21 protein-coding genes and 2 riboswitches are annotated in these 23,571 nt (G+C 34.0%); of the genes, 20 read left to right on the forward strand and 1 reads right to left on the reverse strand.

The window, feature by feature from the left end; all coding sequences use genetic code 11:
* Positions 1-2 precede the first annotated feature (2 nt).
* Genes EQ029_RS01540 through EQ029_RS01565 form a run of 6 tightly spaced genes read left to right on the forward strand, consistent with a single transcriptional unit; the run spans position 3 to position 5,767 of the window.
* Positions 3-1,274, forward strand: a complete 1,272-nt coding sequence (locus EQ029_RS01540) for a nucleotide sugar dehydrogenase (protein ID WP_033079687.1) — start codon at positions 3-5, stop codon at positions 1,272-1,274.
* 23 nt (positions 1,275-1,297) lie between these two features.
* Complete coding sequence (locus EQ029_RS01545) at positions 1,298-2,428, forward strand: glycosyltransferase family 4 protein (RefSeq protein ID WP_033079688.1); 1,131 nt, start codon at positions 1,298-1,300, stop codon at positions 2,426-2,428.
* Positions 2,429-2,457: 29 nt separating this feature from the next.
* A complete protein-coding gene (locus EQ029_RS01550) occupies positions 2,458-3,051 on the forward strand; it encodes a sugar transferase (RefSeq protein ID WP_033079689.1) in 594 nt (197 codons plus the stop codon).
* On the forward strand, positions 3,051-3,671 hold the full coding sequence (locus EQ029_RS01555) for an acetyltransferase (protein ID WP_033079690.1): 621 nt from the start codon (positions 3,051-3,053) through the stop codon (positions 3,669-3,671). The genes EQ029_RS01550 and EQ029_RS01555 overlap by 1 nt, the downstream gene beginning before the upstream one ends.
* 6 nt (positions 3,672-3,677) lie before the next feature.
* Entirely contained in the window at positions 3,678-4,811 is a 1,134-nt protein-coding gene (locus EQ029_RS01560; RefSeq protein ID WP_033079691.1) for an aminotransferase class I/II-fold pyridoxal phosphate-dependent enzyme, read from the forward strand.
* Between the two features lie 20 nt (positions 4,812-4,831).
* Complete coding sequence (locus EQ029_RS01565; protein WP_057504855.1) at positions 4,832-5,767, forward strand: LCP family protein; 936 nt, start codon at positions 4,832-4,834, stop codon at positions 5,765-5,767.
* Between the two features lie 89 nt (positions 5,768-5,856).
* On the opposite strand, the gene EQ029_RS01570 is transcribed toward EQ029_RS01565, so the two are convergent.
* The gene (locus EQ029_RS01570; RefSeq protein ID WP_049395422.1) at positions 5,857-7,332 is read right to left on the reverse strand and encodes an alkaline phosphatase; all 1,476 of its coding nucleotides are present in this window, start codon (positions 7,330-7,332) and stop codon (positions 5,857-5,859) included.
* A 225-nt stretch (positions 7,333-7,557) separates the two neighbouring features.
* Positions 7,558-7,658: riboswitch (SAM riboswitch) on the forward strand.
* A gap of 72 nt (positions 7,659-7,730) precedes the next feature.
* On the opposite strand from EQ029_RS01570, the gene EQ029_RS12515 reads away from it, so the two are divergent.
* From EQ029_RS12515 to cobA, 14 genes are all read left to right on the forward strand, one after another.
* Entirely contained in the window at positions 7,731-7,901 is a 171-nt protein-coding gene (locus EQ029_RS12515) for a hypothetical protein (protein WP_169301455.1), read from the forward strand.
* A gap of 185 nt (positions 7,902-8,086) precedes the next feature.
* Complete coding sequence (locus EQ029_RS12520; protein WP_011274729.1) at positions 8,087-8,251, forward strand: hypothetical protein; 165 nt, start codon at positions 8,087-8,089, stop codon at positions 8,249-8,251.
* 29 nt (positions 8,252-8,280) lie between these two features.
* Complete coding sequence (locus EQ029_RS01575; protein ID WP_033079694.1) at positions 8,281-8,949, forward strand: response regulator transcription factor; 669 nt, start codon at positions 8,281-8,283, stop codon at positions 8,947-8,949.
* A 2-nt stretch (positions 8,950-8,951) separates the two neighbouring features.
* The gene (locus EQ029_RS01580) at positions 8,952-9,848 is read left to right on the forward strand and encodes a sensor histidine kinase (protein WP_057504854.1); all 897 of its coding nucleotides are present in this window, start codon (positions 8,952-8,954) and stop codon (positions 9,846-9,848) included.
* 180 nt (positions 9,849-10,028) lie between these two features.
* A complete protein-coding gene (locus EQ029_RS01585) occupies positions 10,029-10,778 on the forward strand; it encodes an ABC transporter ATP-binding protein (protein ID WP_016930644.1) in 750 nt (249 codons plus the stop codon).
* A 1-nt stretch (position 10,779) separates the two neighbouring features.
* On the forward strand, positions 10,780-12,771 hold the full coding sequence (locus tag EQ029_RS01590; RefSeq protein ID WP_037570978.1) for an ABC transporter permease: 1,992 nt from the start codon (positions 10,780-10,782) through the stop codon (positions 12,769-12,771).
* 88 nt (positions 12,772-12,859) lie between these two features.
* Positions 12,860-14,032, forward strand: coding sequence for a DUF4064 domain-containing protein (locus EQ029_RS01595; RefSeq protein ID WP_057504853.1), 1,173 nt, complete (start codon positions 12,860-12,862; stop codon positions 14,030-14,032).
* 355 nt (positions 14,033-14,387) lie between these two features.
* Positions 14,388-14,489, reverse strand: a riboswitch (TPP riboswitch).
* A 236-nt stretch (positions 14,490-14,725) separates the two neighbouring features.
* A complete protein-coding gene (locus EQ029_RS01600) occupies positions 14,726-15,925 on the forward strand; it encodes a hypothetical protein (RefSeq protein WP_057504852.1) in 1,200 nt (399 codons plus the stop codon).
* Positions 15,922-17,040 (forward strand): hypothetical protein, encoded by a 1,119-nt coding sequence (locus EQ029_RS01605; RefSeq protein ID WP_057504851.1) that lies wholly within the window; start codon positions 15,922-15,924, stop codon positions 17,038-17,040. The genes EQ029_RS01600 and EQ029_RS01605 overlap by 4 nt, the downstream gene beginning before the upstream one ends.
* Before the next feature lie 454 nt (positions 17,041-17,494).
* Positions 17,495-18,031, forward strand: a complete 537-nt coding sequence (locus tag EQ029_RS01610; protein WP_057504888.1) for a hypothetical protein — start codon at positions 17,495-17,497, stop codon at positions 18,029-18,031.
* A gap of 195 nt (positions 18,032-18,226) precedes the next feature.
* Positions 18,227-18,958: a phosphoadenylyl-sulfate reductase gene (locus EQ029_RS01615; RefSeq protein ID WP_033079701.1), complete on the forward strand. Its 732-nt coding sequence runs from the start codon at positions 18,227-18,229 to the stop codon at positions 18,956-18,958.
* A gap of 174 nt (positions 18,959-19,132) precedes the next feature.
* A complete protein-coding gene (locus tag EQ029_RS01620; protein WP_057504889.1) occupies positions 19,133-21,001 on the forward strand; it encodes an assimilatory sulfite reductase (NADPH) flavoprotein subunit in 1,869 nt (622 codons plus the stop codon).
* 18 nt (positions 21,002-21,019) lie between these two features.
* Positions 21,020-22,741: an assimilatory sulfite reductase (NADPH) hemoprotein subunit gene (gene cysI / locus EQ029_RS01625; RefSeq protein WP_057504890.1), complete on the forward strand. Its 1,722-nt coding sequence runs from the start codon at positions 21,020-21,022 to the stop codon at positions 22,739-22,741.
* A 36-nt stretch (positions 22,742-22,777) separates the two neighbouring features.
* Entirely contained in the window at positions 22,778-23,542 is a 765-nt protein-coding gene (cobA, locus tag EQ029_RS01630; RefSeq protein ID WP_057504891.1) for a uroporphyrinogen-III C-methyltransferase, read from the forward strand.
* Positions 23,543-23,571: the final 29 nt, after the last annotated feature.

A 23,571-nucleotide genomic window follows, 5' to 3' on the forward strand; every position in this document is an offset into this window, starting at 1 on the left:
AGATGGATAGAAAAATTGCAGTAGTAGGTTTAGGATATGTTGGATTGCCAGTAGCGGTTACTTTCGGAAGAGTACATCAAGTTATTGGATTTGATATTAACGAAAATAGAATTAAAGAATTAAAAGATAACTATGATAGAACAAACGAAGTAACAACTGAAGGTTTAAAAAATACTGATATCAAATTTACGTCAAATTCAGAAGATCTTAAAAAAGCAGACTTTATTATTGTTGCAGTACCTACACCTATTGATAAAAATAATAAACCGGACTTAACTCCATTGTTGAAAGCCAGCGAAACTGTAGGTAAAGTTTTAACACCTGATACAATTGTAGTTTATGAATCAACAGTTTATCCTGGAGCGACTGAAGAGGACTGTGTTCCTGTACTTGAGAGAGAATCAGGATTAACATGTGGTAAAGACTTCTTTGTTGGTTATTCTCCAGAAAGAATCAATCCAGGTGATAAAGTACATACATTTGAAACTATCACTAAAGTTGTCTCTGGTCAAACTCCTGAAGTTTTAGAAGTAGCAGCGGATGTTTATGGCTCAGTAGTAACAGCTGGCGTTCATAAAGCTTCATCAATTAAAGTTGCAGAAGCAGCAAAAGTGATTGAAAATACACAACGTGATGTAAACATTGCATTAATGAATGAATTAGCATTGATTTTTGATAAGTTAGATATTGATACTAACGAAGTACTACGTGCTTCAGGTACTAAGTGGAACTTCTTAAACTTCAAGCCAGGCTTAGTAGGCGGACATTGTATTGGTGTTGACCCTTATTACTTAACACACAAAGCTCAAGAAGTTGGTCATCATCCAGAAGTAATATTAGCTGGTCGTCGTATAAACGATGATATGTCTAAATTTATTGCTTCAAATGTCATTAAAGGCTTATTAAAACAAGGTTTAGAAGTACAAGGTGCAACTGTTAACGTTTTAGGTTTAACATTCAAAGAAAATTGTCCTGACCTAAGAAATACAAAAGTGATTAATATCATCAAAGAATTAAAAGACTACGGTTTAGACGTTCACGTTAATGATGTTGAATCAGATAAAGAAGAAGCACAAAGATTTTATAATATAAATTTAGAAGATAAAAATGAATTACCTCAAGCAGATGCAATAGTATTTGCAGTTGCACATAAAGATTACGTTGATAATAAACAAGACTATTTAAAACTTGTTAAAGATAATGGTGTTGTTCTGGATATTAAAGGTATTATTGGAGAAAATGAAATCGGAAATAAAGGTCTTTGGAGATTATAAAATCCTATATATAAGGTGATTGGATGACTAATAAAAAAATATTTCAATTAGTAACGGTCTCGAAAAGTATCACTTTGATGAAAGGTCAAATTGAGTATTTAAGAGATAAAGGTTTAGATGTACATGTTGTATCATCTAAGGGACCAGAGCAAAATACGTATTCTTCTGATATTACACATGTAGTTAACATGGAAAGAGAAATATCTTTGAAAAACGATTTAAAGTCATTATTTAATATGATTAAACTTTTTAAAAAAGAAAGACCTTACATTGTTAATTCAGGCACGCCGAAAGCTGGTCTAATTGGTACACTAGCAGCATTTATAACACGTAGACCAGTACGTATCTATACTGTTCGCGGTTTAAGATTGGAAACTGTAACTGGTTTGAAATACAAAATTCTTTATGCCATGGAAAAATTGGCAATGCATTGTTCAACTGATATTATCGCAATTTCTGATAGTTTAAAAGATAAGATAGTTGAATTAGGTTTAGCAAAACAAAAAGATATTAAGGTTTTAGGTTATGGTAGTTCTAATGGTATTAACATAGATAACTTCAGGAAAGATAACGTTTCTATACCTAACGACATTAAAGAAAAAATATCAGGAAACTTTGTAATTGGATTTGTTGGTCGTATCGTAAAAGATAAAGGGATTCATGAAGTGATTGAAGCTTTTAAATTAGTACAGAAAAAACATAAAAATGTGAAGTTAACGATAGTTGGTCCTATTGAAAAAGATGATTCAATTAGTGAAGATGAGTTCAAATACTTACAAAATGATCAAGATATTATCATGACAGGTCATGTAAATGACACAGTAAGATATTATAACATTATGGATGTTTTACTTTTCCCTACATATCGTGAAGGATTTGGAAATGTGAGCATTGAAGCACAAGCCGTTGAAGTGCCAGTTATAGTAAATAATGTAACTGGAGCAAAAGATACATTAGTTGATAATTTCACTGGTTTTTTAGTGGATAAAGGTAATTATCAACAAATCTTTGATAGGATTGATTATTTGATTACCCATCCTCAACAAAAAGAACAGTTAGGTATTAACGGTCGAAAAAATGTAGAAGAAAAGTTTAGAAATGAAGTCATTTGGGAACACTTAGAAACTATTTACAAAAACAAACTTCCTGTTTAAAACAAATTAATGAAAAGGAGGGACGAGTTATGATCAAACGTTTGTTCGATATAGCTGTGAGTGGTTCAGGATTAATATTATCAGCGCCTATCACATTAACTGCAGCTATAGTTATTGCAAAAAAATTAGGCAAACCGGTTTTATTTAGACAAACACGCCCCGGTCAATATGGAGAACCATTCGAGATATATAAATTTCGTACTATGTCTGATAAAAGAGATGAAAATGGAGAATTACTTCCAGACGATCAACGCATGACACCTGTAGGCACTTTTATAAGAAAATCTAGTATTGATGAATTACCACAATTGATTAATGTGTTAAAAGGAGACATCAGTTTGATAGGTCCTAGACCTTTATTGATGGAATATTTACCTTTATACAATGATGAACAAAAAAAGCGACACAATGTTAAACCAGGAATTACAGGCTGGGCTCAGGTCAATGGACGCAACGCAATTACTTGGGATGCAAAGTTTAAATTAGATGTTTTGTATGCTGAAAATCAATCGTTTAAATTAGATATGTATATTATTTATAAGACAATAATTAATATATTAAAACGTAAAGATATCAATGCGCCGAATCATGTAACCGCCGAAAAGTTTAAGGGTAATGTATGATGAGTAAACCAATTATTATCATTGGCAAAGGCGGCCATTCAAAAGTCATCAAAGATATAATTGAGACGACAAATCAATATCATGTCGCAGGTTATCTTGATAACGCTATTGATGAATATTACACAGATAATGATATATTTTATGACAACTTAGATAACATGAAACAATATAAAGATTTGTATTCATTTATTATTGCTATTGGAAGTAATCATATTCGTCAAAAACTTTTTCATAAATTAGAAGTTAAAATTGATCAATATGCAACATTAATTCATCCAACAGCAGTTGTGAGTCCTAGTGCGAAGATTGGTTACGGAACGGTTGTAATGCCTAATGCGGTGATAAATGCGGACTCTATAATTGGAAAGCATGTCATAATCAACACAGGCGCAATAGTCGAACACGATAATCAAATTGGTGATTATGTTCATATTTCACCTAATGCTACATTAGCAGGTGGTGTTAAAGTAGGCGAGGCATCACACATTGCAATTAATGCTGCTGTAATACCGTTGATTGAAATTGGTGAAAGATGTATTGTGGGAGCAGGTGCAACAGTCATAAATAATGTTAAAACAGAATCAACAGTCATAGGAACGCCAGCAAAAATTAAGGAGTGAATATAAGTGGAAGAAGAAAGAATATTCTTGTCAAGACCACATATGGGTGGTACTGAATTAGATTACATACATGATGCATTCGACAAAAACTGGATTGCACCATTAGGTGAGAATGTAACAGAATTTGAGAATAGTATTAAAAATTATGTTGGAATTAATGCAGCAGTTGCAGTTGGTAGCGGAACTTCTGCTATTCATTTAGCGTTAATTGAGAGTGGCGTTCAAAAAGATGATATCGTATTTTGTAGTTCTTTAACATTTAGTGCTTCAGCTAACCCTATTATCTATCAAGGTGCTATTCCTGTTTTCATTGATTCAGAGATGGACTCATGGAATATGTCTCCAGAAGCTTTACGAAAAGCTTTTGAAAAATACGCTGAAAAAGGAATTACGCCTAAAGCAGTTATTGCTGTAAACTTGTATGGTCAATCAGCTAAGATGGATGAAATTAAAGAAATTTGCGATGAGTACAAAACTACTTTAGTTGAAGATGCAGCTGAGTCACTAGGTGCAGACTATAAAGGCCATAAAAGTGGTACTTTCGGTAAATTTGGAATTTTCTCATTTAACGGAAACAAAATCATCACTACAAGTGGTGGCGGAATGCTTATCTCAAATGATGAAAATCGTATTGCCCATGCACTTTTCGTATCTACACAAGCGAGAGATAAAGCACTTCACTATCAACATAGTGAGTTAGGGTATAACTATCGCTTAAGTAATATTTCTGCAGGTATTGGAAGAGGACAAATGGAAGTGTTAGATCAACGTATTCAACGTCGCCGTGAAATATTCGAAAAATATGAAGAAGCTTTTGGTAATATAGACGGTTTTGACTTCCAACCAGAATTACCCGATTCTAAATCCAATCGTTGGCTAACTGCATTAACGATTGATGAGAATAAAACAGGCTTTAGCGCGTTAGAATTGATTGATGCACTTCAAAAAAATAATATTGAAGCACGTCCAGTATGGAAACCAATGCACTTACAACCATACTTTGAATCTTATGATTATATAATGGTTGATGGTATAGATAACAGTGCCCATTTATTTGACCATGGAGTATGTTTACCATCAGGTTCTGATATGACAGATGAGCAGCAAACACGAGTGATTGAAATTATTAAAAGTCTATAAAAAATGAGTGATTAATTATTATGAAAAAAAAGAAATCAACTACTTTTAAAGTAATTATTACAATACTGATTATATTATTAGTACTTATTGTTGCTGCAGCTATTTTTGTCTTTACGAAATTACATTCATTAAATAATTCAATTAATGAATCCTTAGATAGAGATCATTCCCAATTAAGAAAAAAGGCAGCAAAAGAGGGAGACCCTATGACGGTTGTGCTTTACGGTATAGATGACGATGCTGAAAGACAGCAAGAAAATCTCGGGCAACGTAGTGACTCTATCGTCTTGATGTCAATTAACCCAGAGGATAAAAAAACTGTAATGGTAAGTGTGCCTCGTGATACACGTGCTAAAATTGTTGGACATGGAACTACCGAAAAAATTAACCATGCTTATGCATATGGTGGTCCTAAAATGGCTGTAAATTCATTAGAAGAATTAATGGATGTGCCAGTTGATCATTATATAGCTATCAATATGGATGGAGTTAAAACAGTTGTTGATGAATTAAATGGCGTAGATATTACAAGTAATGCTACGTTCACATTCCATGGGTACAAATTTGAAAAAGGGCAAAAATATCATATGGATGGAGATAAAGCACTTACTTACATGCGTAGTCGTAAGGAAGATGGTGCTGGTGGCGATGAAGGTCGTCAATTGCGTCAACAACAAGTGATTACTGCAGTTGCTAGAGAAGCATTCTCTGTTAACTCAGTAACTAAATTAAACGGTATATTCAAAGCTGCTCAAGATAATTTGAAAACAGACCTAAGCTTCGTACAGTTAAATCGCTTCAAATCTGACTATGATAAAGCACAAGACAATGTAGAACGTTTAACAATTAACGGTCAAAACGCACTGGGTGATGACAATCTATACTACTTCTATCCTGATAAAAATAGTCTAAAAGAAGTTAATGAGAAATTAAAAGAAAACTTAAATCTTAACTAAATGAAAGCACCTTGTCGATGATATAAATCATTGACAAAGTGCTTTTAAATTGCAATTAACCTTTATTATACTTAAATTTTTAGTCTTAATTATTGTTGGTTTTGATTAGATGTTACATCGTTATTAAAGAAATCAAAGATATTTTTTGCACTATCTGTATTATCATTATTACCAGCAAATTTATTTTCACTTGGTCCATGTGCATATGTGTTTACGTCTTCACCTGTATGACCATAAGTAGTCCAACCAGTGTGAGATTCATCGTTGATTGGTTTTTGAATCGCATCTTGAAGTTTAGTAGTTGCTGCAGCTACTTTTTCATCGTCTTCACTTTTAGCTTTATCTTGAGCTTCTTTCAATTCTTTAGCAGCGTCTTTAACTTTATCCATTTGTTTAGAAGGGAATTCGAAACCATAGCCGTCGTTAATAACTTTTTCTGGGTCTTTGCCATCAGCAATTTGTTTAGTCATGTAGCTACCAGAGTGTTTCATTTTATGAATTGCTTCTGGATTCCATACGTAATCTTTCCCTTTAGCAATTGATAAACCACCAGTTGAATGATCGGCAGTTGCTACAACTAAAGTGTCTTTGTGTTTGTTTGAGTAGTCTATTGCATTTTGGAAAGCTTTTTCAAATCCGCCCATTTCTGACATAACACCAGTAATGTCGTTAGGGTGTCCTGATTTATCGATAGACGCACCTTCGACCATTAAGAAGAAACCTTTATCATTCTTTTCTAGTTTAGATAAGGCACTGTTTTCCATATCTACTAATAATGGATTACTTTGTGGTGCATCGATTTGTAAAGGCATATTTTTTTCAGAGAATAAACCTAATACTTGATCACTTTGTGAATTAGCAAGTTCATCTTTGTTTGTTACATAATCATAACCGTCTTTTTGGAACTTATCCGTTAAATTACCATTTTCTTTACCGAAGTATTTAGAACCGCCACCTAAAATAACATCAGCTTTATGTTGACCATTAATTTTGTCATTGTAAAACTGTTGCGCGATTTCGTCTTTCTTATCACGGTCATCAACGTGTGCAGCATACACGGCTGGTGTTGCATCAGTTACTTCAGCAGTTGTCACAATACCAGTTGATTTGCCAAGTTCTTTCGCTTTTTCTAGAACGGATTTTAATGGCTTTTTATTATTATCTACTGAAATTGCACCATTATATGTTTTGTAACCAGTTGCAAAGGCTGTACCACCTGCAGCTGAATCTGTTACGTTCTCTTTAGGGTCATTAGGGTTAGTACGGTTAGTACCCTTTAAATATTTGTCAAATGCAGTTTGATCTAATTCTTTAGTATTTGGATTGTCAGCATAGTAACGATAAGCTGAATTGTATGCAGGTCCCATACCATCGCCGACCATGAAAATAACGTTTTTAGGATTCTTTGTGTTACCAATGGCCATGTAATCTTCATTTTGTCCTTGTTGGCCTTGGTTACCTTCGCCAGAACCTGACGCGAATGACACGTGTGTTGTCCCTAATACAGATGCAGCTAAGATTGAACTTGCTACTGTCGTTTTACCAAATTTGTTGATGAAACTCATTTTAAAAAAAGCCCCCTAATATGTATATTGTGTAGTTGTTACACTATTCATATTAAGAAATTTAATTTGATTTTCAGTTAGTATAAAGTTATTTTTAAGTAAAGTAATTGTAAACAATTATTAATGAATAGAATTTATTTTATATTTAGTTTTATCATATATTGTAAACGTTTTACTTTTATAATTGTTAAAAGTGAGTTATAATACCAATAAATAAAATAGTTCGTCTTATTAAGAGTGAGTGGAGGGAATTGGCCCTATGAAACTCCAGCAACTGCGTTTGACGTGAGGTGCTAAATCCAACAGGAGTTCCTGAAAGATAAGAAGATGTCCGTGAGCGCTTCTTATTTAAGGAGGGCTATTTTATTTACCCAAATTTAGAAAAGGTGGTAAATCTTATGGAAACATTGAAAGAGCTATTTGAACAATTAGACTATTGGGAGCAATATTCTCCAAAGAGCTATGGTGGAAGTATGTTGAGAGTAGCTAAGATAGGAGATGTCAAAACACAAATATATGACAGTATTTCAATAGAAGATATTAGAACTTACATCTTAAATAAAAAGTAATGTATAATCTGTACTTATGAGTCGTAATTAAATTTATAATCTTTATTATAATTGAAGCGGTACGTTGAAATAGTCATTATTTCGGTATCGCTTCAGTTTTTTGATGTTCATTTTATAAGTAAAGTTGTAAAATGAAGACTAAGACGATGTATCAATCAAATATAAAATATAGAGGTGTTCAATCGATGATATTTGTAATGTTATCACCACTACTCATCATTGGATTTATCGCATTATCAATAATGGAAGAACGTAAACGTAAAAAGAAAACTGAACAAAAAGAAGCAGAATTTGAAAAGGAAAAGAATAAAGTTTCAAATCCTGAATATGATGACGACCACAAAGCTTAATAAATCATTAGTAATGAAAGGTGAGCAATATGAAAGTATTCATCGTGGAAGATGATTTTGTCATTGCAGAAAGTTTAGAGCAAGAGTTATCGAAATGGAATTATGAGGTCATCGTGGCTAAACAATTTGATAATATTATCGACGTATTTAATGCAAATCAACCACAACTCGTGTTGCTCGATATCAATCTACCGACATTCAATGGCTATCACTGGTGTCAGGAGATACGTAAGACTTCTAATGTGCCGATTATGTTTATTAGTTCAAGAACCGACAATATGGATCAAATTATGGCAATTCAAATGGGCGGCGATGATTTTATCGAGAAACCATTTAATTTATCGTTAACGGTAACTAAGATTCAAGCATTATTACGGAGAACGTATGATTTAGCAGTGTCTAATAATGAAATTACTGTTAAAGATTGCAAACTTGTTGTAGATGAAGCAACACTTTACCATGAAGGCGAATCGGTTCAATTGTCCTTTACTGAATTACAAATTTTAAATATGTTGTTCCGTAATGAGGGTAAGTATGTTAGCCGTACCGCATTGATTGAGAAGTGTTGGGAGTCTGAGAATTTTATAGATGACAATACTTTAGCGGTCAATATGACACGATTGCGTAAGAAATTACAATCGATAGGTGTTGTAGATTTAATTGAAACTAAGAAGAATGTGGGATATAAGGTGTCTTAATTATGCTGAAAGCTTTTATTAAATCGATATTAAATGAAATCATTATAGTTATTACATGTATATTATTATTCTTACTTATCTTCTTTCTATTTAATCTGCCATTGAGTGCGTTTCTATTAGGCGCCGGAATTATGCTATTCATCATGATAATTTATTGGTTAGTTCAATTAAGTGGATTTAAAGAACAAGTACAGATGGCAGATACTATTCATGAACTAGAGCATGAATTGCAACAGGTGAAAAGTGATCAAACGGAATATCAAGCTAATGTGGAGAATTACTTCTTAACGTGGGTTCATCAAATGAAGACACCTATTACAGCATCTAAATTATTACTAGAGCGTAATGAAGATAATGTCGTTAATCGCGTGCGTCAAGAAATTATTCAAATTGATAATTATACAAGTTTAGCGTTAAGTTATTTAAAATTGATGAACCAGGAAACGGATATGTCCTTTTCAAAAGTGAAAATTAACGATATTGTTCGTCCATTAATCATGAAATATTCTATTCAATTTATTGATCAGAAGACGAAAATCCATTATGAACGTTGTGAAAATGAGATTCTGACGGATGCACAATGGTGTTCAATAATGATTGAACAAATTCTTAATAATGCATTGAAGTATGCACGGGGCAAAGATATTTGGATTGCGTTTGACCAACAACAGCAAGTATTGACTATTCGTGATAATGGCGTCGGAATTAGTCAAGCTGACTTACCGAAGATCTTTGATAAAGGCTATTCAGGATATAATGGTCGATTGAATGCTAATTCATCAGGCATTGGATTGTTTATTGTTAAACATATCTCTCAACATTTACATCATTATGTAGATGTACAGTCTGAGTTGAACAAAGGTACGGCATTTAGTATTTATTTTCCGAAAAATAATTAAACTTTCAATATTGTAAGCTAGCCAACAACATTTGTAAGAAATTATCAATGTTGTTGGCGTTTTTTTGTTTTATGATAGAGATAACAAAAGGAACCTGAGGTCTGCTATTTTTCAATTATTGGATTACATTTCATTGTGGCCATTTTATAAAAAATAATTAAAGAGAGCGAGGGTGAAGCAATGTTATTAGACGTTAAAAATGTAAAGAAAACGTTTGGCAGGGGGTTAAATGCGACTACTGCGCTGAATGGCATTTCATTTACAGTTGATAAGGGAGAATTTGTAGCCATTATGGGTGAGTCGGGTTCAGGTAAATCCACATTATTAAACTTAATTGCAACGTTTGATAAAGTGTCTGAAGGCAACATCACTATTAACAATCAAGATATTCGTAAGCTACGTAATAAGCAAATTGCGCATTTCCGTCGTGATAACCTTGGCTTTGTTTTTCAAGATTTCAATGTCTTACCAACTATGACGAATCGAGATAACATCTTAATGCCACTTGTGCTTGCTAACCGTTCACATAAAGTAATGGAACAGCGTATGAATGCGCTAAGTTCTAAATTAGGTATAGAGAAATTACTTTCTAAATATCCGTATCAAGTTTCTGGTGGTGAACAACAACGGATTGCGATTGGTCGAGCTTTAATCAATGAACCGGATTTACTGCTTGCCGATGAGCCGACCGGTGCGCTCGATTCTAAGACTTCGAAACAAATCATGACGCTGTTTCGAGAAATTAATGATAATACGCAAACGATATTAATGGTAACTCATTCAACTATCGATGCGTCTTATGCTAAACGAGTATTATTTATTAAAGATGGACGTTTGTATCATGAAATTTACCGAGGGGAAGAATCGCAACAAGATTTTCAAAAGCGTATCGCTGATAGTTTGGCTATTCTGAATGAAAGTGGGTACTAACATGACCATACATATGCTCTGGAAGATGATTGCTCAAAACTTCAAGATGCAGCGACATGTGATCATGCCTTTTATATTAGCACTGAGCATCATGTTCGCAACGGAATTCATTCTATTATCTTTAAATATGAATGACTACGTCCAAAAACGAAGTCAGCTATTACCTATATTTATTGGTGTAGGAAATTTCTTTATGAGTGTCTTGGGTTTTATATTTATCTTATATGCTAACCGCTTCATGATGAAACGACGTCAACAGGAACTTGCGATGAACATGATACTCGGAATGGAGAAGAAACATTTCCGGATGATTATGCTCATCGAGATGGTATATCAATATGTTTTAATTGCGCTTATCAGTATAACTGGTGGCTATCTCTTTGGCGTATTAATCTTTATGCTTATGAATAGATTGATGCATCAAACGGGCATGTCGCTATTAGATTATCCCTTTAATGTGAAAGCGATGTGCATTACTTTAATTATTTTAGCAGCGGTGATGTTATTTTTATTCTTGATTAACAATTTAAAAATATTATTCCAAAGTCCTATTAAATTAATACATCAACGTCAGAGAGCTGAAAGAAAGTTACCCAAATTTGTATTATACGCATTACTAGTTATTGGAATTGTTACGTTATTTAGCAGTTATCACATTGCGCTCTCTAATCAAATGGTATTACGCTCGTTATATGATTTGTTCGGTGCAATTGGCTTGGTTATGATTGGGACATATTGCTTATATTTATCGTTAGGCGTTTTACTATTAGATTGGTTAAAACGAATCCCTAAAATGTATTATAATCCCAAATACTTTTTTACCATTTCAGGATTGCAGTCTAGGATGAATTCAAATGCGATTGGACTTGCAAGCATCACGATGTTATGTACATTTCTAATTGTTACTGTGGGTATGACGATTTCAACTTATCGAGGGATATCGGATCAGGTCGATTCTATTATGTCGGATCAATATAGAGTTTCAATAGATGGAAATCTTCACAATAATAAGAAGACGCAGGAGAAAGTGCGTCGTTTGGAACGTGATATTAAAGATCATGCTAAAGTTGATTTCTTTAAAAAGAATGCAGTTTCACTGATTGCGGTGGATTACAAACAACCAGGATTATTTAAACATCGCAATAATAAAGATTATAATATGACGATTAATAGTGCCTATCTCGTGATTATGACACAACACGATTATAATGAGCTAAACACGAAGAAGGTTAAGTTGAGACATGGGGAATTAGGATTTGAAAGTTTAAATCAACCTTTTAAAAAATTAAGAACTGCAACAATGATGGGGGACAAATTTAATATTAAACAAATAGATGGTCATAACTATTCCTATCCAGTTCCAGGATCGTTAACTATTATTACTCCAGATGATAAGACATTCCAACAATTAACCAATTATTATGTCAATGCTGATAAGAACGACCATCATGGCACGCAAAAAGTTCAAAATACATTTATGCATTTTAACATCATGACAAAGCATACATCTGACTTTGATAAGTTGAAAAATACATTAATGCAACGCTATAAAGTGAGTATTGATGATAAAAAAGAAGTGGCAGGCACGTTGTATGAAATCAATGGAGGACTTATCTTTATTGGAACGGTAGTGTCTATCATTCTTTTCATTGGCACATTCTTAATGATGTATTATAAAAATGTTGCAGAAGGCTATGAGGATCGTAAGAATTACCAAATTATGCAGCACGTTGGTATAGACAACGACAGAATTAAAGATACCATTAATAAACAAATTATATGGATATTTGCATTGCCGATTATTGTCGCCACGATTCATGTCCTCTTTGCTTCAAAAATAATATTTAACGTTTTAGGTATTCTAAATGTTAATCATGTTGGTGTGTTTGTGACAAGTTATGTCGGTGTTATTATTTCGATTGTTGCTATGTATGCCTTAATGTATTGGATTACATCGCGTATTTATTACATGATTGTTAATCGGTATCACTAAATCAAGTATTAGAAATTTGCCATACTTTTTAAAAATTAAGTGTAACCTAATCATCGGTAGGGTATACAACAAAAAAGGAGGCGTAAAAATGGCTAATCAAACAAACGATTATACATCACATCACACGCAAAATAACAAGATTAAACGCACAGTTGAACATATCCTTACTTGGTTAGGGGTTGTATTGCAAGCGTTAGTTGCAATCATGTTCTTAGTTCTTAAACCTTTAATGGGAAATAGTAACTTTAAAGATCAAATGATTAGTGAATCTCAAAAGCAAGGTAACTCAGTATCTACTTCAGAATTGAATCAAGGTATTGATGTTTTAGGTAGTTTCTTTAGTTTCTTAACTTGGGGTGCTGTAATTTCACTGATTTTAGCGATTATTGGCGGTATTTTAATTAGTAAAAAACCTAAAATTGCAGGTATCTTACTAATTATTGCAGGTCTAATTGCATTAATGTCTAACTGGATTAGTGTTATTCTTTGGATCGTAGCTGGTATTATGCTACTTGTAAGAAAAGGTAAGAAAAAAGATAGTTATGCTAATGGCTATTATGATAATAACAACCATAATAATAGTCGTAATCATGATCATGATGACCAAAATGATGACCGACGCGATCATGATCGTGATAACCGTCATGATGACAGATATAACGATCGTCATAACAATGAGTTTGATGACAACCGTCAGAACAACGCAAATCGCGACCATGAACGTAATCACGACCATGATCACCGTTATGACAATTATCATGATGATAAAGATGTTAACGCTAAAAATAATGCCTTCATCTTAGATGAAGAAGACAAAGCGAAAGAACAAAGAGACATTAAAGAACATTATTCTAATGATGATGTTCATAATGGTAGTCATCAGCAATCAAATCATAATGATAATAATCGTTATGACAATAAACGTGACCGTTCTAATTTAGAGCGTAATGATTATCAAGAGTCTAATCGTCGTGATGACTTACATCGTTCAGATGAAGACTTTAACCGTCGTAATGATGTAGATTGGTCTTCAGATGACCGTAAAGACAATAACTTTAATCAAAATCAAGTGCACAATCATAATCATGACAATGAAGAACGTAGTCAATTTGGTTCTCGTAGTGATAGATATCAAGATGAAGCAAATAAAGATTTAAATGATTTTGATAAAGATCGACATGATCATAAAGATAACGACTTTGTACGTGATGAAGCGGACAAATTGAAAGATAAAAAAGATAACGACCCTTATAAATATTAATAGTTGAGTCGTTTAAAGAGTGAGACGAATGTCTCGCTCTTTTTAATTGCAATAAAGAAGTCGGTGACGCCCCTAAGTTAGCATCACCGACTTTACGTTAATTTCTATTATATGGATAAATAAATTGGATAAATAAAATGAATTTTCTACAATGCTACTAGTCTAAGCTTCTCTCAGACAATGCTTATTTCAACATGACATTTTCGCTACTATGATAAAGTTGTCTGGCGGTCACCTCTGTCACTTTTTTAAAGTAAAAAATACGCAACCTTCACTATAGAAAAGTTACGTAAATGATAGATGTGAGTTTATATGAAATAAGGCATGACATATCTAGACCTTAATCAAGTTATCTACAATTTCATCCACACTTTCCTACGCTAGTACCATCTAGTTCAGGTTCAAAGGGTTTGGAGTAAGACTCCATCTCAGTTTGAAAACACCCCTAGTGCATATTTTTATACTATATATTTAATTTAGTATTTTTAATTTTAGAAGTCAAGACTGTGAAGTGATTCATTAAAGTTAATGTGAAATAAATTAATATAATAATATTAACTAATATTATTGCAAAAAGTATTATTATTATCATAAAATGAACATTGCATAATTTTGACCCCGTTAATTAATACTTTTTTCAAAAAATAAACAATAGTTAACTTAGCAAATATTAGAAGCGAAAGGAGGTTAATCATGACCTATACGATTGGATTAGTGCCATCGCCAGGCGTTGCACATAAGCTCGTCGATAATGCGATACCAAAGATCCAACAGCATTTGCATGAACGGATCAGTGATGTGGATAAATGGCATTTCGAGAGTAAAGTCGATTTATTAATAGGATCTGCTGAGGATGTACATGAGAGTATAGATAAAGCTGCAGAATTGAAGGAAGAATATGATTGGGATTTCGTTATCTGTATTACAGATTTACCAAGTATCTCAGGTAATAAAGTTGTGATTAGTGACTTTAATAGTGAAAAGCAAGTTTCTATGCTTTCATTACCTGCGTTAGGTTGGATTAATTTAGAGCGTAAGTTAGTGAAGAGTATGACAGCACTAGTTGAACAGTTATATCACAATAATACGAAAGAGCGCCCCAAAGTGCACCCACTGATTAAACCTAAAGCTGTTGATCCTCGAGAAGATGAAAGTTCGAAAAGACGTTATATTAATCGCTACTTTATATTAGGATGGTTGCAGCTTATTTTAGGTTTAACGCGAGCGAATGAGCCATGGAGGAGTTTGTTTAATTTTAAGAAGATTATTTCCGTTGCATTTGCGACAGGGACATATGTTTCTATCTTCTCTATGCCATGGGAGTTAAGTGTTCAATATTCAACCTTAAGATTTATTGTCTTAATGATTATTTCTATATTAGGTATGGCGGGATGGTTATTATACGCGCATCAGTTATTTGAAGGAAAAACAGCAAAGTCTCAACGTGTTTATCGCTATGTATATAACGCGACGACATTACTGACCTTAGTCATCATTACATTGATGAATTACGTAGTTTTATACCTATTACTATCAATAAGTATTTCATTATTTGTACCTGTAAGTTTATTTAATAGTTGGACGAGTGCAAATCCCGACTTTACATTTATAAATTATTTGAAATTATTATGGTTTGTATCTTCGCTCGGGTTGTTAGCCGGTGCAATGGGTTCAACTGTAGAGAATGAAGAGAAGATACGTCGAATTACGTATTCTTATCGCCAATATCATCGTTATAAAGAAGCACAACAAGAGGAAAAAGAGAAGAAAGAACAACAATCACAAGATGTATCACAACATGACGTGGAACAATCTTCATCCAACAAAGAAAGTAATGATGATGAACAGTATGACGGTAAAAAACAAGATCATAGGGAGGAGGATGACGCATGAATGAAGCTAAAACAATCGGTTTAGTTGTTGCTCCTGGTGTTACAGAAAAATTAGCTGAGAGTTTAATGGATGATATTCCGAACATCTTATCTCACCAGAATAACAACCAACATGACTGGAAAGTGGATCTCGTGGTTGATCCTCTGACAGGCTACGCAGAATCCGTTGGCAAAATTTTTAAAAAGATACAAGATTATCATGATAAACGACAATGGGATTATGTCGTTGCAATTACAGATTTACCTATGTTTCATGATGAACGTGTGTTAGCACTGGACATCAATAAGAAGAATGGTGCTGTTGTCTTTTCTTATCCTGCATTTGGTTGGCGCCCAGTTAAGAAACGTTTTAAGAACGCCATCGTTGCGATAATCAATGAAGTGCATCATTCTGAAGCTGAAAAGAATGATTATGATAACAATAATCATGTAACATATGCAGTTAACAAACAATTTCCATTATCTAAAATTGATAAAACTGAAGTACATTTAGATGAAACAGGTAATGATCATTTACGCTATTTATCCAATACTAGGTCAATGGGAATGGTTCGGCTTGTGAGTGGTATGACATTTGCAAATAATCCACTTAATATGATGGCAAGCCTTAGTAATATTGTGGCAATTGCTTTTACCACTGGCGCATTTGGCTTAATATTTACGACTATGTGGCAGATGAGTATGGAATTCTCAATGTGGCGTCTATTTGGAATATCTATTATCGCAGTCTTAGGTATGTTACTTTGGATTATGATGTCTCATGATTTGTGGGAATCTGTCAAACAAAGTCGTAATAAAAGAATTACATGGTTATATAACTTAACTACAGTGATGACGCTCTTTGTAGCTATTATCATTTATTACATTATTCTCTACACATTATTTTTAATTGCGGAACTTGTGTTACTACCATCTGATTTCTTAGGGCAACAGGTAGGGTTAAAAGGACCGGCTGGAATTGATCTCTATCTAAGCATTCCTTGGTTTGCTGCATCTATTTCTACGGTTGCGGGTGCAATTGGTGCCGGATTATTAAATGATCAACTCATCAAAGAAAGTACTTATGGTTACCGACAACAAATGCGATATGATGATAGAGATAAAGGTGAAGAATAATGAGATTGAAGTCGAGAGGCATTAAGCTTTCTTCGGCTTTATTTTTTTAGGTAAATTTATATAAAAAAATTATAGAAAATCGTTACTGCTTAATTTAAAATTAAATATAATGTAGGTGTCAAAATAAATAAGAGACCTAAATTCACAACAACTACTTAGATTTAGCAACATGAAGTGAAGGAAGGTAATATCATGAATTTTTGTCCTAGATGTGGTAATAAAATAACTAAAAGAGCAACGATTTTGTAGTAAATGTGGCAATGATTTACGCATATTTGAAGGCGATTCAATTGAGTCACAATATGAAGTAGCTGAGCGTAAGACAAGCATTTGGCCATTTATATTAGTCGGCTTAGTCGTTATTGGTATTATAGTCAGTTGTTGTTTTGCTTATTATCATTTCTTTTTAAAAGAAGAGGAACAGCCAAAACAAACTGCGACAACGACGACCCATGTGAAGAAAGATAAAGACACAACAGAAGAAGGTAAAGTGTCTAACGATCCTATTAAAGCAGAAAAGCAAAAATCGAAACAAAGTGAAGATGAAAAAGACAAAGATGCAACTCATTCACAAGCACCTAAAATTGATGTTATGAGTGAGGATTTCCATAAGTCATTTATGCAAAAGGATACAAGGGATTCTTACATGGGAATCAAACCTGGCATGACTAGAGCGGAAGTGGAGAAACGGTACGGAAGTTCAAATCGTGTCTTTCATAAAACAGAGATGGATTATCTTTATACCATTTATGGAAATTTAGCAGTGGCCTATGAATTGAAAGGTAATAAAGAAGTAGTTCGTGAGATTGGTGTAGCACCTTTGAATGTTGATGAACAAACATTTATTGATAAATACAGTGATTATGATAAAAATAATGATGCTGAAAGTTATACTTATAATACTGTGAAAAATAATGGATTTGAAATTTTAGTAACTACAAAGAATGGTAAAATTGCTTTGATTCAGTGTATTCCAGAGAATCATTACTAGTGAAAAGTTGAAACGTTTAGGGAGTGTGGCGGATGCAAAATGGAAACAATGTCCTACTCCTCCTTCTTTATATAATTCTCCTCAGAACCTTGACTTTATAGCAAAATCTCGATAAAGTAGTAACATATTATTCTGACAATTCTGATAGGTATTAGATTAATAAATTTGTGAAATTTTAGGGGGGACCATAAGTTTATGTCAGTACCGACAATTACGTATGAGAATTTTGAAGATGACCCTTTCATTGATTCTATTTCTACTGACGATGCAACTAAAGGCGCTTATGAAATATTAGAATGGGCGTATCGCACATATGGTGATTCCATTGTTTATTCATGTAGTTTTGGTGCGGAAAGTATGGTTTTAATTGATTTGATTTACCAAATTAAGCCAGATGCACAAATTGTCTTTCTAGATACGGATTTACATTTCCAAGAAACGTATGACTTGATAGATAGAGTGAAAGAACACTTTCCAAAACTTCGTATTGAAATGAAGAAACCTGATTTAACGCTTGAGGAACAAGCGGACAAATATAATCCGGCATTGTGGAAGAATAATCCTAATCAATGCTGTTATATAAGAAAGATTAAACCTTTAGAAGAAGTGCTAGGTGGCGCTGTTGCTTGGGTTTCAGGTTTACGTCGAGACCAATCACCAACACGTGCAAATACGAACTTTATTAATAAAGATGAGCGTTTCAAATCAGTGAAAGTATGTCCTTTAATTTACTGGACGGAAGATGAAGTTTGGGACTATATTAAGAAACATGATTTACCTTATAATGCATTACATGATCAACATTATCCTAGTATTGGTTGTATCCCATGTACCGCTCCTGTATTTGACTCAGAGGATTCTAGAGCAGGACGTTGGTCGAATTTCGATAAAACAGAATGTGGCTTACATGTTGCTGATAAACCATAATGCGTTTGGATAAAATTTTTTAACTATAAAACATAGTATTCTGATATGTTTTGAGAAAAACCTTTATAATATGTCCGACAATAGTGTACAGACGGACATATTTCTTACATAATAAAAGTAGTATAAAGCTTTTATAAAATGATTGTTATTTTACGGAATAAGAGGTGGATACAATTGAATTTAAGTGTTACAAATAGTCCTTTTACAGAAGGACAAGCGGCACAAATTAATGAACTCATACAAACACTTACACCTGAACAAAAGGTATGGTTAAGTGGATACTTAGTTGCTAATCAACAATTGACGTCAAATGGAACTGTACCATCACAAACAGGTTCAAGTTCAACAAATGCAAATGGTCTAACTGAAGGCACAGAAGCGATGCTTCAACAAAACGAGCCTGTCATCACGCCGGAAAAACGAGCAATTACACTTTTATATGGTTCCGAAACAGGAAATGCACAAGGGTTAGCTGAAATATTTGAAGAACGCTTATCAAATATAGGTCATAACGTGACATTAAAAGCAATGGACGACTTTAAACCTAAGAATCTAAAAAATGTTGAAGATTTATTCATTATCACTTCTACTCAAGGTGAAGGGGATCCACCTGATAATGCAGCTGAATTGCATGAGTTCATTCATGGTCGTAAGGCACCTAAACTTGAAGGTGTGAGATTCTCAGTTCTAGCATTAGGGGATCAAACGTATGAATACTTCTGTCAAACAGGTCGTGACTTTGATAGAAAGCTAGATGAATTAGGTGCAGAACGTATATATGATCGTGTGGATTGCGACGTTGATTATGAAGAAGATGCTGAAAAGTGGATGGCAAATGTAATCAATGCGATTGATACTGCACCAGAAGGCACTCAAAATGAACAAATTGTAAGTGAATCAATTAAATCTGCGAAAGAAAAGAAATTCTCTAAAGCTAATCCATATCAAGCAGAAGTTCTAGAGAACATTAACCTTAATGGACAAGGTTCTAATAAAGAAACGCGACATATTGAATTCTTATTAGATAATTTCGGTGAAGATTATGAAGTAGGAGACTGTTTAGTCGTTCTACCTCAAAATGACCCAGCTTTAGTTGATTTATTAATTAGCACATTAGGTTGGGATCCGAATGATCAAGTTCAACTTTCAGATGAGGGGGATACATTAGGATTAGAAGAAGCCTTAACAACTCATTTTGAAATTACGAAGTTAACGAAACCGCTTCTTATCAATGCGGCTTCATTCTTTGAAAATGAAGAACTTAACGAAAAAGTTGAAGATAATGAATGGGTTCAAAGTTACATTGAAGGTCGTGACTTAATCGACTTATTAAATGACTTTGCGACAACAGAACTTCAACCAGAAAATTTATATCAATTATTAAGAAAATTACCACCTAGAGAATATTCAATATCTAGTAGTTATGAAGCGTTACCTGATGAAGTGCATATTACAGTTGGTGCTGTTAGATATAACTCACACGGACGTGACCGTTCAGGTGTATGTTCAGTTCAATTTGCTGAACGTATTCAACCAGGTGACACTGTTCCAATTTACTTGAAACGCAATCCAAACTTCAAATTCCCTAAAGAGGGTGACACACCAGTTATTATGATTGGACCTGGTACAGGAGTTGCACCATTTAGAGCATACATGCAAGAAAGAGAAGAACATGGATTTAAAGGTAATACTTGGTTATTCTTTGGTGATCAACACTTTACAACAGACTTCCTATATCAAACGGAATGGCAAGAATGGTTGAAAGACGGCGTGTTAGGTAAAATGGATGTTGCATTCTCAAGAGACACGGATGAAAAAGTATACGTCCAACATCGTATTGCTGAACATAGTAAAGAATTTAATGAATGGCTTCAAAAAGGTGCTTCGATTTACATTTGTGGTGATGAAAAACATATGGCGAAAGATGTACATCAAGCTATCCGCAATGTTTTAGTGAAAGAACAAAAATTATCTGAAGAAGATGCTGAAGCCTACCTTAAACAAATGAAGAAAGATAAACGTTACCAACGCGATGTGTACTAATAGAAAGGGTGGTACTTAATGGCTAAGACAAATAAGCAAATGTCAGAAGAACTTGATAAGAAGCTAGATGCTTTAGAGTATTTAAAAGACGAAAGTAATTATTTACGTGGGACAATCGAGCAAGGCTTAGCAGACCCACTTACTGGTGCTATTTCAGATGATGACACTAAATTATTGAAATTCCATGGTAGCTACCAACAAGATGATAGAGATTTACGTGACGAACGTTGCAAGCAGAAATTAGAACCAGCTTACAGCTTTATGATTCGCGTGCGTCTACCAGGAGGAACAGCTACACCTGAACAATGGATTGCCATGGATGACATTTCTAATAATTATGCCAACCAAACGTTGAAATTAACTACACGTCAGACTTTCCAATTTCACGGCATTTTAAAAAGAAATTTAAAAACATCTATGAAGAAAATTAATGAGTCTGTACTTGATACGATTGCGGCATGTGGGGACGTGAATCGTAATACAATGTGTAATCCTAATCCATATCAATCTCATATTCATAAAGAGATTAATGATTATGCAACTAAAATCAGTGACCATCTATTACCTAAGACCAATGCCTATCATGAAATTTGGTTAGATGGAGAGAAAGTATTAGATTCTTCAGAAGAAATTGAACCAATGTATGGTAAGAAATATTTACCACGTAAGTTTAAAATTGGTATCGCCTTACCACCATCTAATGATATTGATGTCTATTCACAAGACATCGGACTTATCGGTATCGTTGAAGATGAAACACTCGTCGGATTTAATGTCACAGTTGGTGGCGGTATGGGTATGACGCACGGAAATACAGATACGTACCCACAAGTTGGTCGTTTAGCTGGTTTCGTTCCTAAAGAACAAGTCGTTGATGTTTGTGAGAAAATCTTAACAATTCAACGCGATTATGGTAATCGTGAGAACCGTAAGAACGCACGATTCAAATATACAGTTGACCGCTTAGGTGTGGATAAAGTTGTTGAAGAACTAAATTCACGTTTAGGTTGGGAAATTGAAGAACCACGTGATTTTGAATTCGAACATAATGGCGATCGTCTAGGTTGGATAGAGGGCGACAAAGGTGTTTGGAATTATACTTTATTCATTCAAAATGGACGTGTTAAAGACACAGAAGATTATCAATTAAAAACGGCATTACGAAAAATTGCAGAAACACATACGGGCGACTTCAGATTATCTCCAAACCAAAATTTAATTATTGCAAATGTAACTTCAGAGAAAAAAGAAGAAATTCAAAATCTTATCGATCAGTATGGTTTAACAGATGGTAAAAATTATACAGGATTAAGACGCAATTCAATGGCATGTGTCGCGTTCCCAACATGTGGATTAGCGATGGCTGAGTCAGAACGTTATTTACCATCATTAATCTCTAAGATTGAAGATTTATTAGATGAAGCGGGTGTGGATGATGAAGAAATCACAATCCGTATGACTGGGTGCCCAAATGGTTGTGCTAGACCAGCACTTGCAGAAATTGCATTTATAGGTAAAGCACCTGGTAAATATAATATGTATTTAGGCGGTGGCTTCAAAGGTGAACGCTTAAATAAATTGTACAAAGAGAATATCGGAGAACAAGAAATACTTGAAAGTCTACGTCCAATTCTTATGGATTATGGTAAAGAACGTCTTGAAGGTGAGCATTTTGGTGACTTTGTCATACGTTCAGGTGTTGTTGCTAAAGTTCATGGAGGACAAGACTTCCATAGTTAAAGTTTGAGATAAGTTGTTTTAAACGGGGGTGACAACATGGGGAAAGTGTATTTAGTAGGAGCAGGACCTGGTGATCCTGATTTATTAACTATCAAAGGTATGAAAGCCATTCAAATGTCAGATGTGATTTTATATGATCGCCTAGTCAATAAAGACATTTTAGATTTAGCTAAACCGGGGACAAAGTTCTTTTATTGTGGCAAAGACCCGAATAGACATTCATTACCGCAAGAAGAAACGAATCGAATGTTGGTTAATTTAGCGAAAAAAGGTCATGTTATCACTCGTTTAAAAGGTGGTGACCCGTTTGTCTTTGGGCGAGGTGGTGAAGAGGCAGAAATCTTGGCGCAACATAAGATTGCATTTGAAATTGTGCCTGGTATCACTTCGGGTATTGCTGCACCAGCTTATGCAGGCATTCCTGTCACGCACAGAGATTATAGTTCGTCAGTTGCTTTTGTGACAGCAGTTAATAAACCTGGTATGTCTAAAGATGATTATTGGGCACATTTAGCGCATGGTCCAGAAACACTTTGTGTTTATATGGGTGTTAAACGATTACCAGAAATTTGTGACCTACTTATTGAACATGGTAAATCAATAGACACGCCTGTCGCACTTGTTCATTTAGGAACGACGACTTCTCAAAAAACAATTGATGGTACGTTAGGTAACATCGTTGAAAAAGCGTCAGAAATAAAAAATCCTGCTATGATTATTATTGGCGATGTTGTCCAAATGCGACAAAAAATAAGTTGGTTTAAAGAACAAACTACGGATTTAGAAATGACCTTACCTTAATTATTAAAAAATAAGAAAGAATAATCATA

This window comes from Staphylococcus haemolyticus (genome assembly GCF_006094395.1).
Classification (GTDB): Bacteria; Bacillota; Bacilli; order Staphylococcales; family Staphylococcaceae; genus Staphylococcus; species Staphylococcus haemolyticus.

Coding starts and splice junctions, on each gene's coding strand:
- EQ029_RS01540 (WP_033079687.1), top strand. CDS start 3: ATGGATAGAAAAATTGCAGTAGTAGGTTTAGGATATGTTGGATTGCCA.
- EQ029_RS01545 (WP_033079688.1), top strand. CDS start 1,298: ATGACTAATAAAAAAATATTTCAATTAGTAACGGTCTCGAAAAGTATC.
- EQ029_RS01550 (WP_033079689.1), top strand. CDS start 2,458: ATGATCAAACGTTTGTTCGATATAGCTGTGAGTGGTTCAGGATTAATA.
- EQ029_RS01555 (WP_033079690.1), top strand. CDS start 3,051: ATGAGTAAACCAATTATTATCATTGGCAAAGGCGGCCATTCAAAAGTC.
- EQ029_RS01565 (WP_057504855.1), top strand. CDS start 4,832: ATGAAAAAAAAGAAATCAACTACTTTTAAAGTAATTATTACAATACTG.
- EQ029_RS01570 (WP_049395422.1), bottom strand. CDS start 7,332: ATGAGTTTCATCAACAAATTTGGTAAAACGACAGTAGCAAGTTCAATC.
- EQ029_RS12515 (WP_169301455.1), top strand. CDS start 7,731: ATGGAAACATTGAAAGAGCTATTTGAACAATTAGACTATTGGGAGCAA.
- EQ029_RS12520 (WP_011274729.1), top strand. CDS start 8,087: ATGATATTTGTAATGTTATCACCACTACTCATCATTGGATTTATCGCA.
- EQ029_RS01575 (WP_033079694.1), top strand. CDS start 8,281: ATGAAAGTATTCATCGTGGAAGATGATTTTGTCATTGCAGAAAGTTTA.
- EQ029_RS01580 (WP_057504854.1), top strand. CDS start 8,952: ATGCTGAAAGCTTTTATTAAATCGATATTAAATGAAATCATTATAGTT.
- EQ029_RS01585 (WP_016930644.1), top strand. CDS start 10,029: ATGTTATTAGACGTTAAAAATGTAAAGAAAACGTTTGGCAGGGGGTTA.
- EQ029_RS01590 (WP_037570978.1), top strand. CDS start 10,780: ATGACCATACATATGCTCTGGAAGATGATTGCTCAAAACTTCAAGATG.
- EQ029_RS01595 (WP_057504853.1), top strand. CDS start 12,860: ATGGCTAATCAAACAAACGATTATACATCACATCACACGCAAAATAAC.
- EQ029_RS01600 (WP_057504852.1), top strand. CDS start 14,726: ATGACCTATACGATTGGATTAGTGCCATCGCCAGGCGTTGCACATAAG.
- EQ029_RS01605 (WP_057504851.1), top strand. CDS start 15,922: ATGAATGAAGCTAAAACAATCGGTTTAGTTGTTGCTCCTGGTGTTACA.
- EQ029_RS01615 (WP_033079701.1), top strand. CDS start 18,227: ATGTCAGTACCGACAATTACGTATGAGAATTTTGAAGATGACCCTTTC.
- cysI (WP_057504890.1), top strand. CDS start 21,020: ATGGCTAAGACAAATAAGCAAATGTCAGAAGAACTTGATAAGAAGCTA.
- cobA (WP_057504891.1), top strand. CDS start 22,778: ATGGGGAAAGTGTATTTAGTAGGAGCAGGACCTGGTGATCCTGATTTA.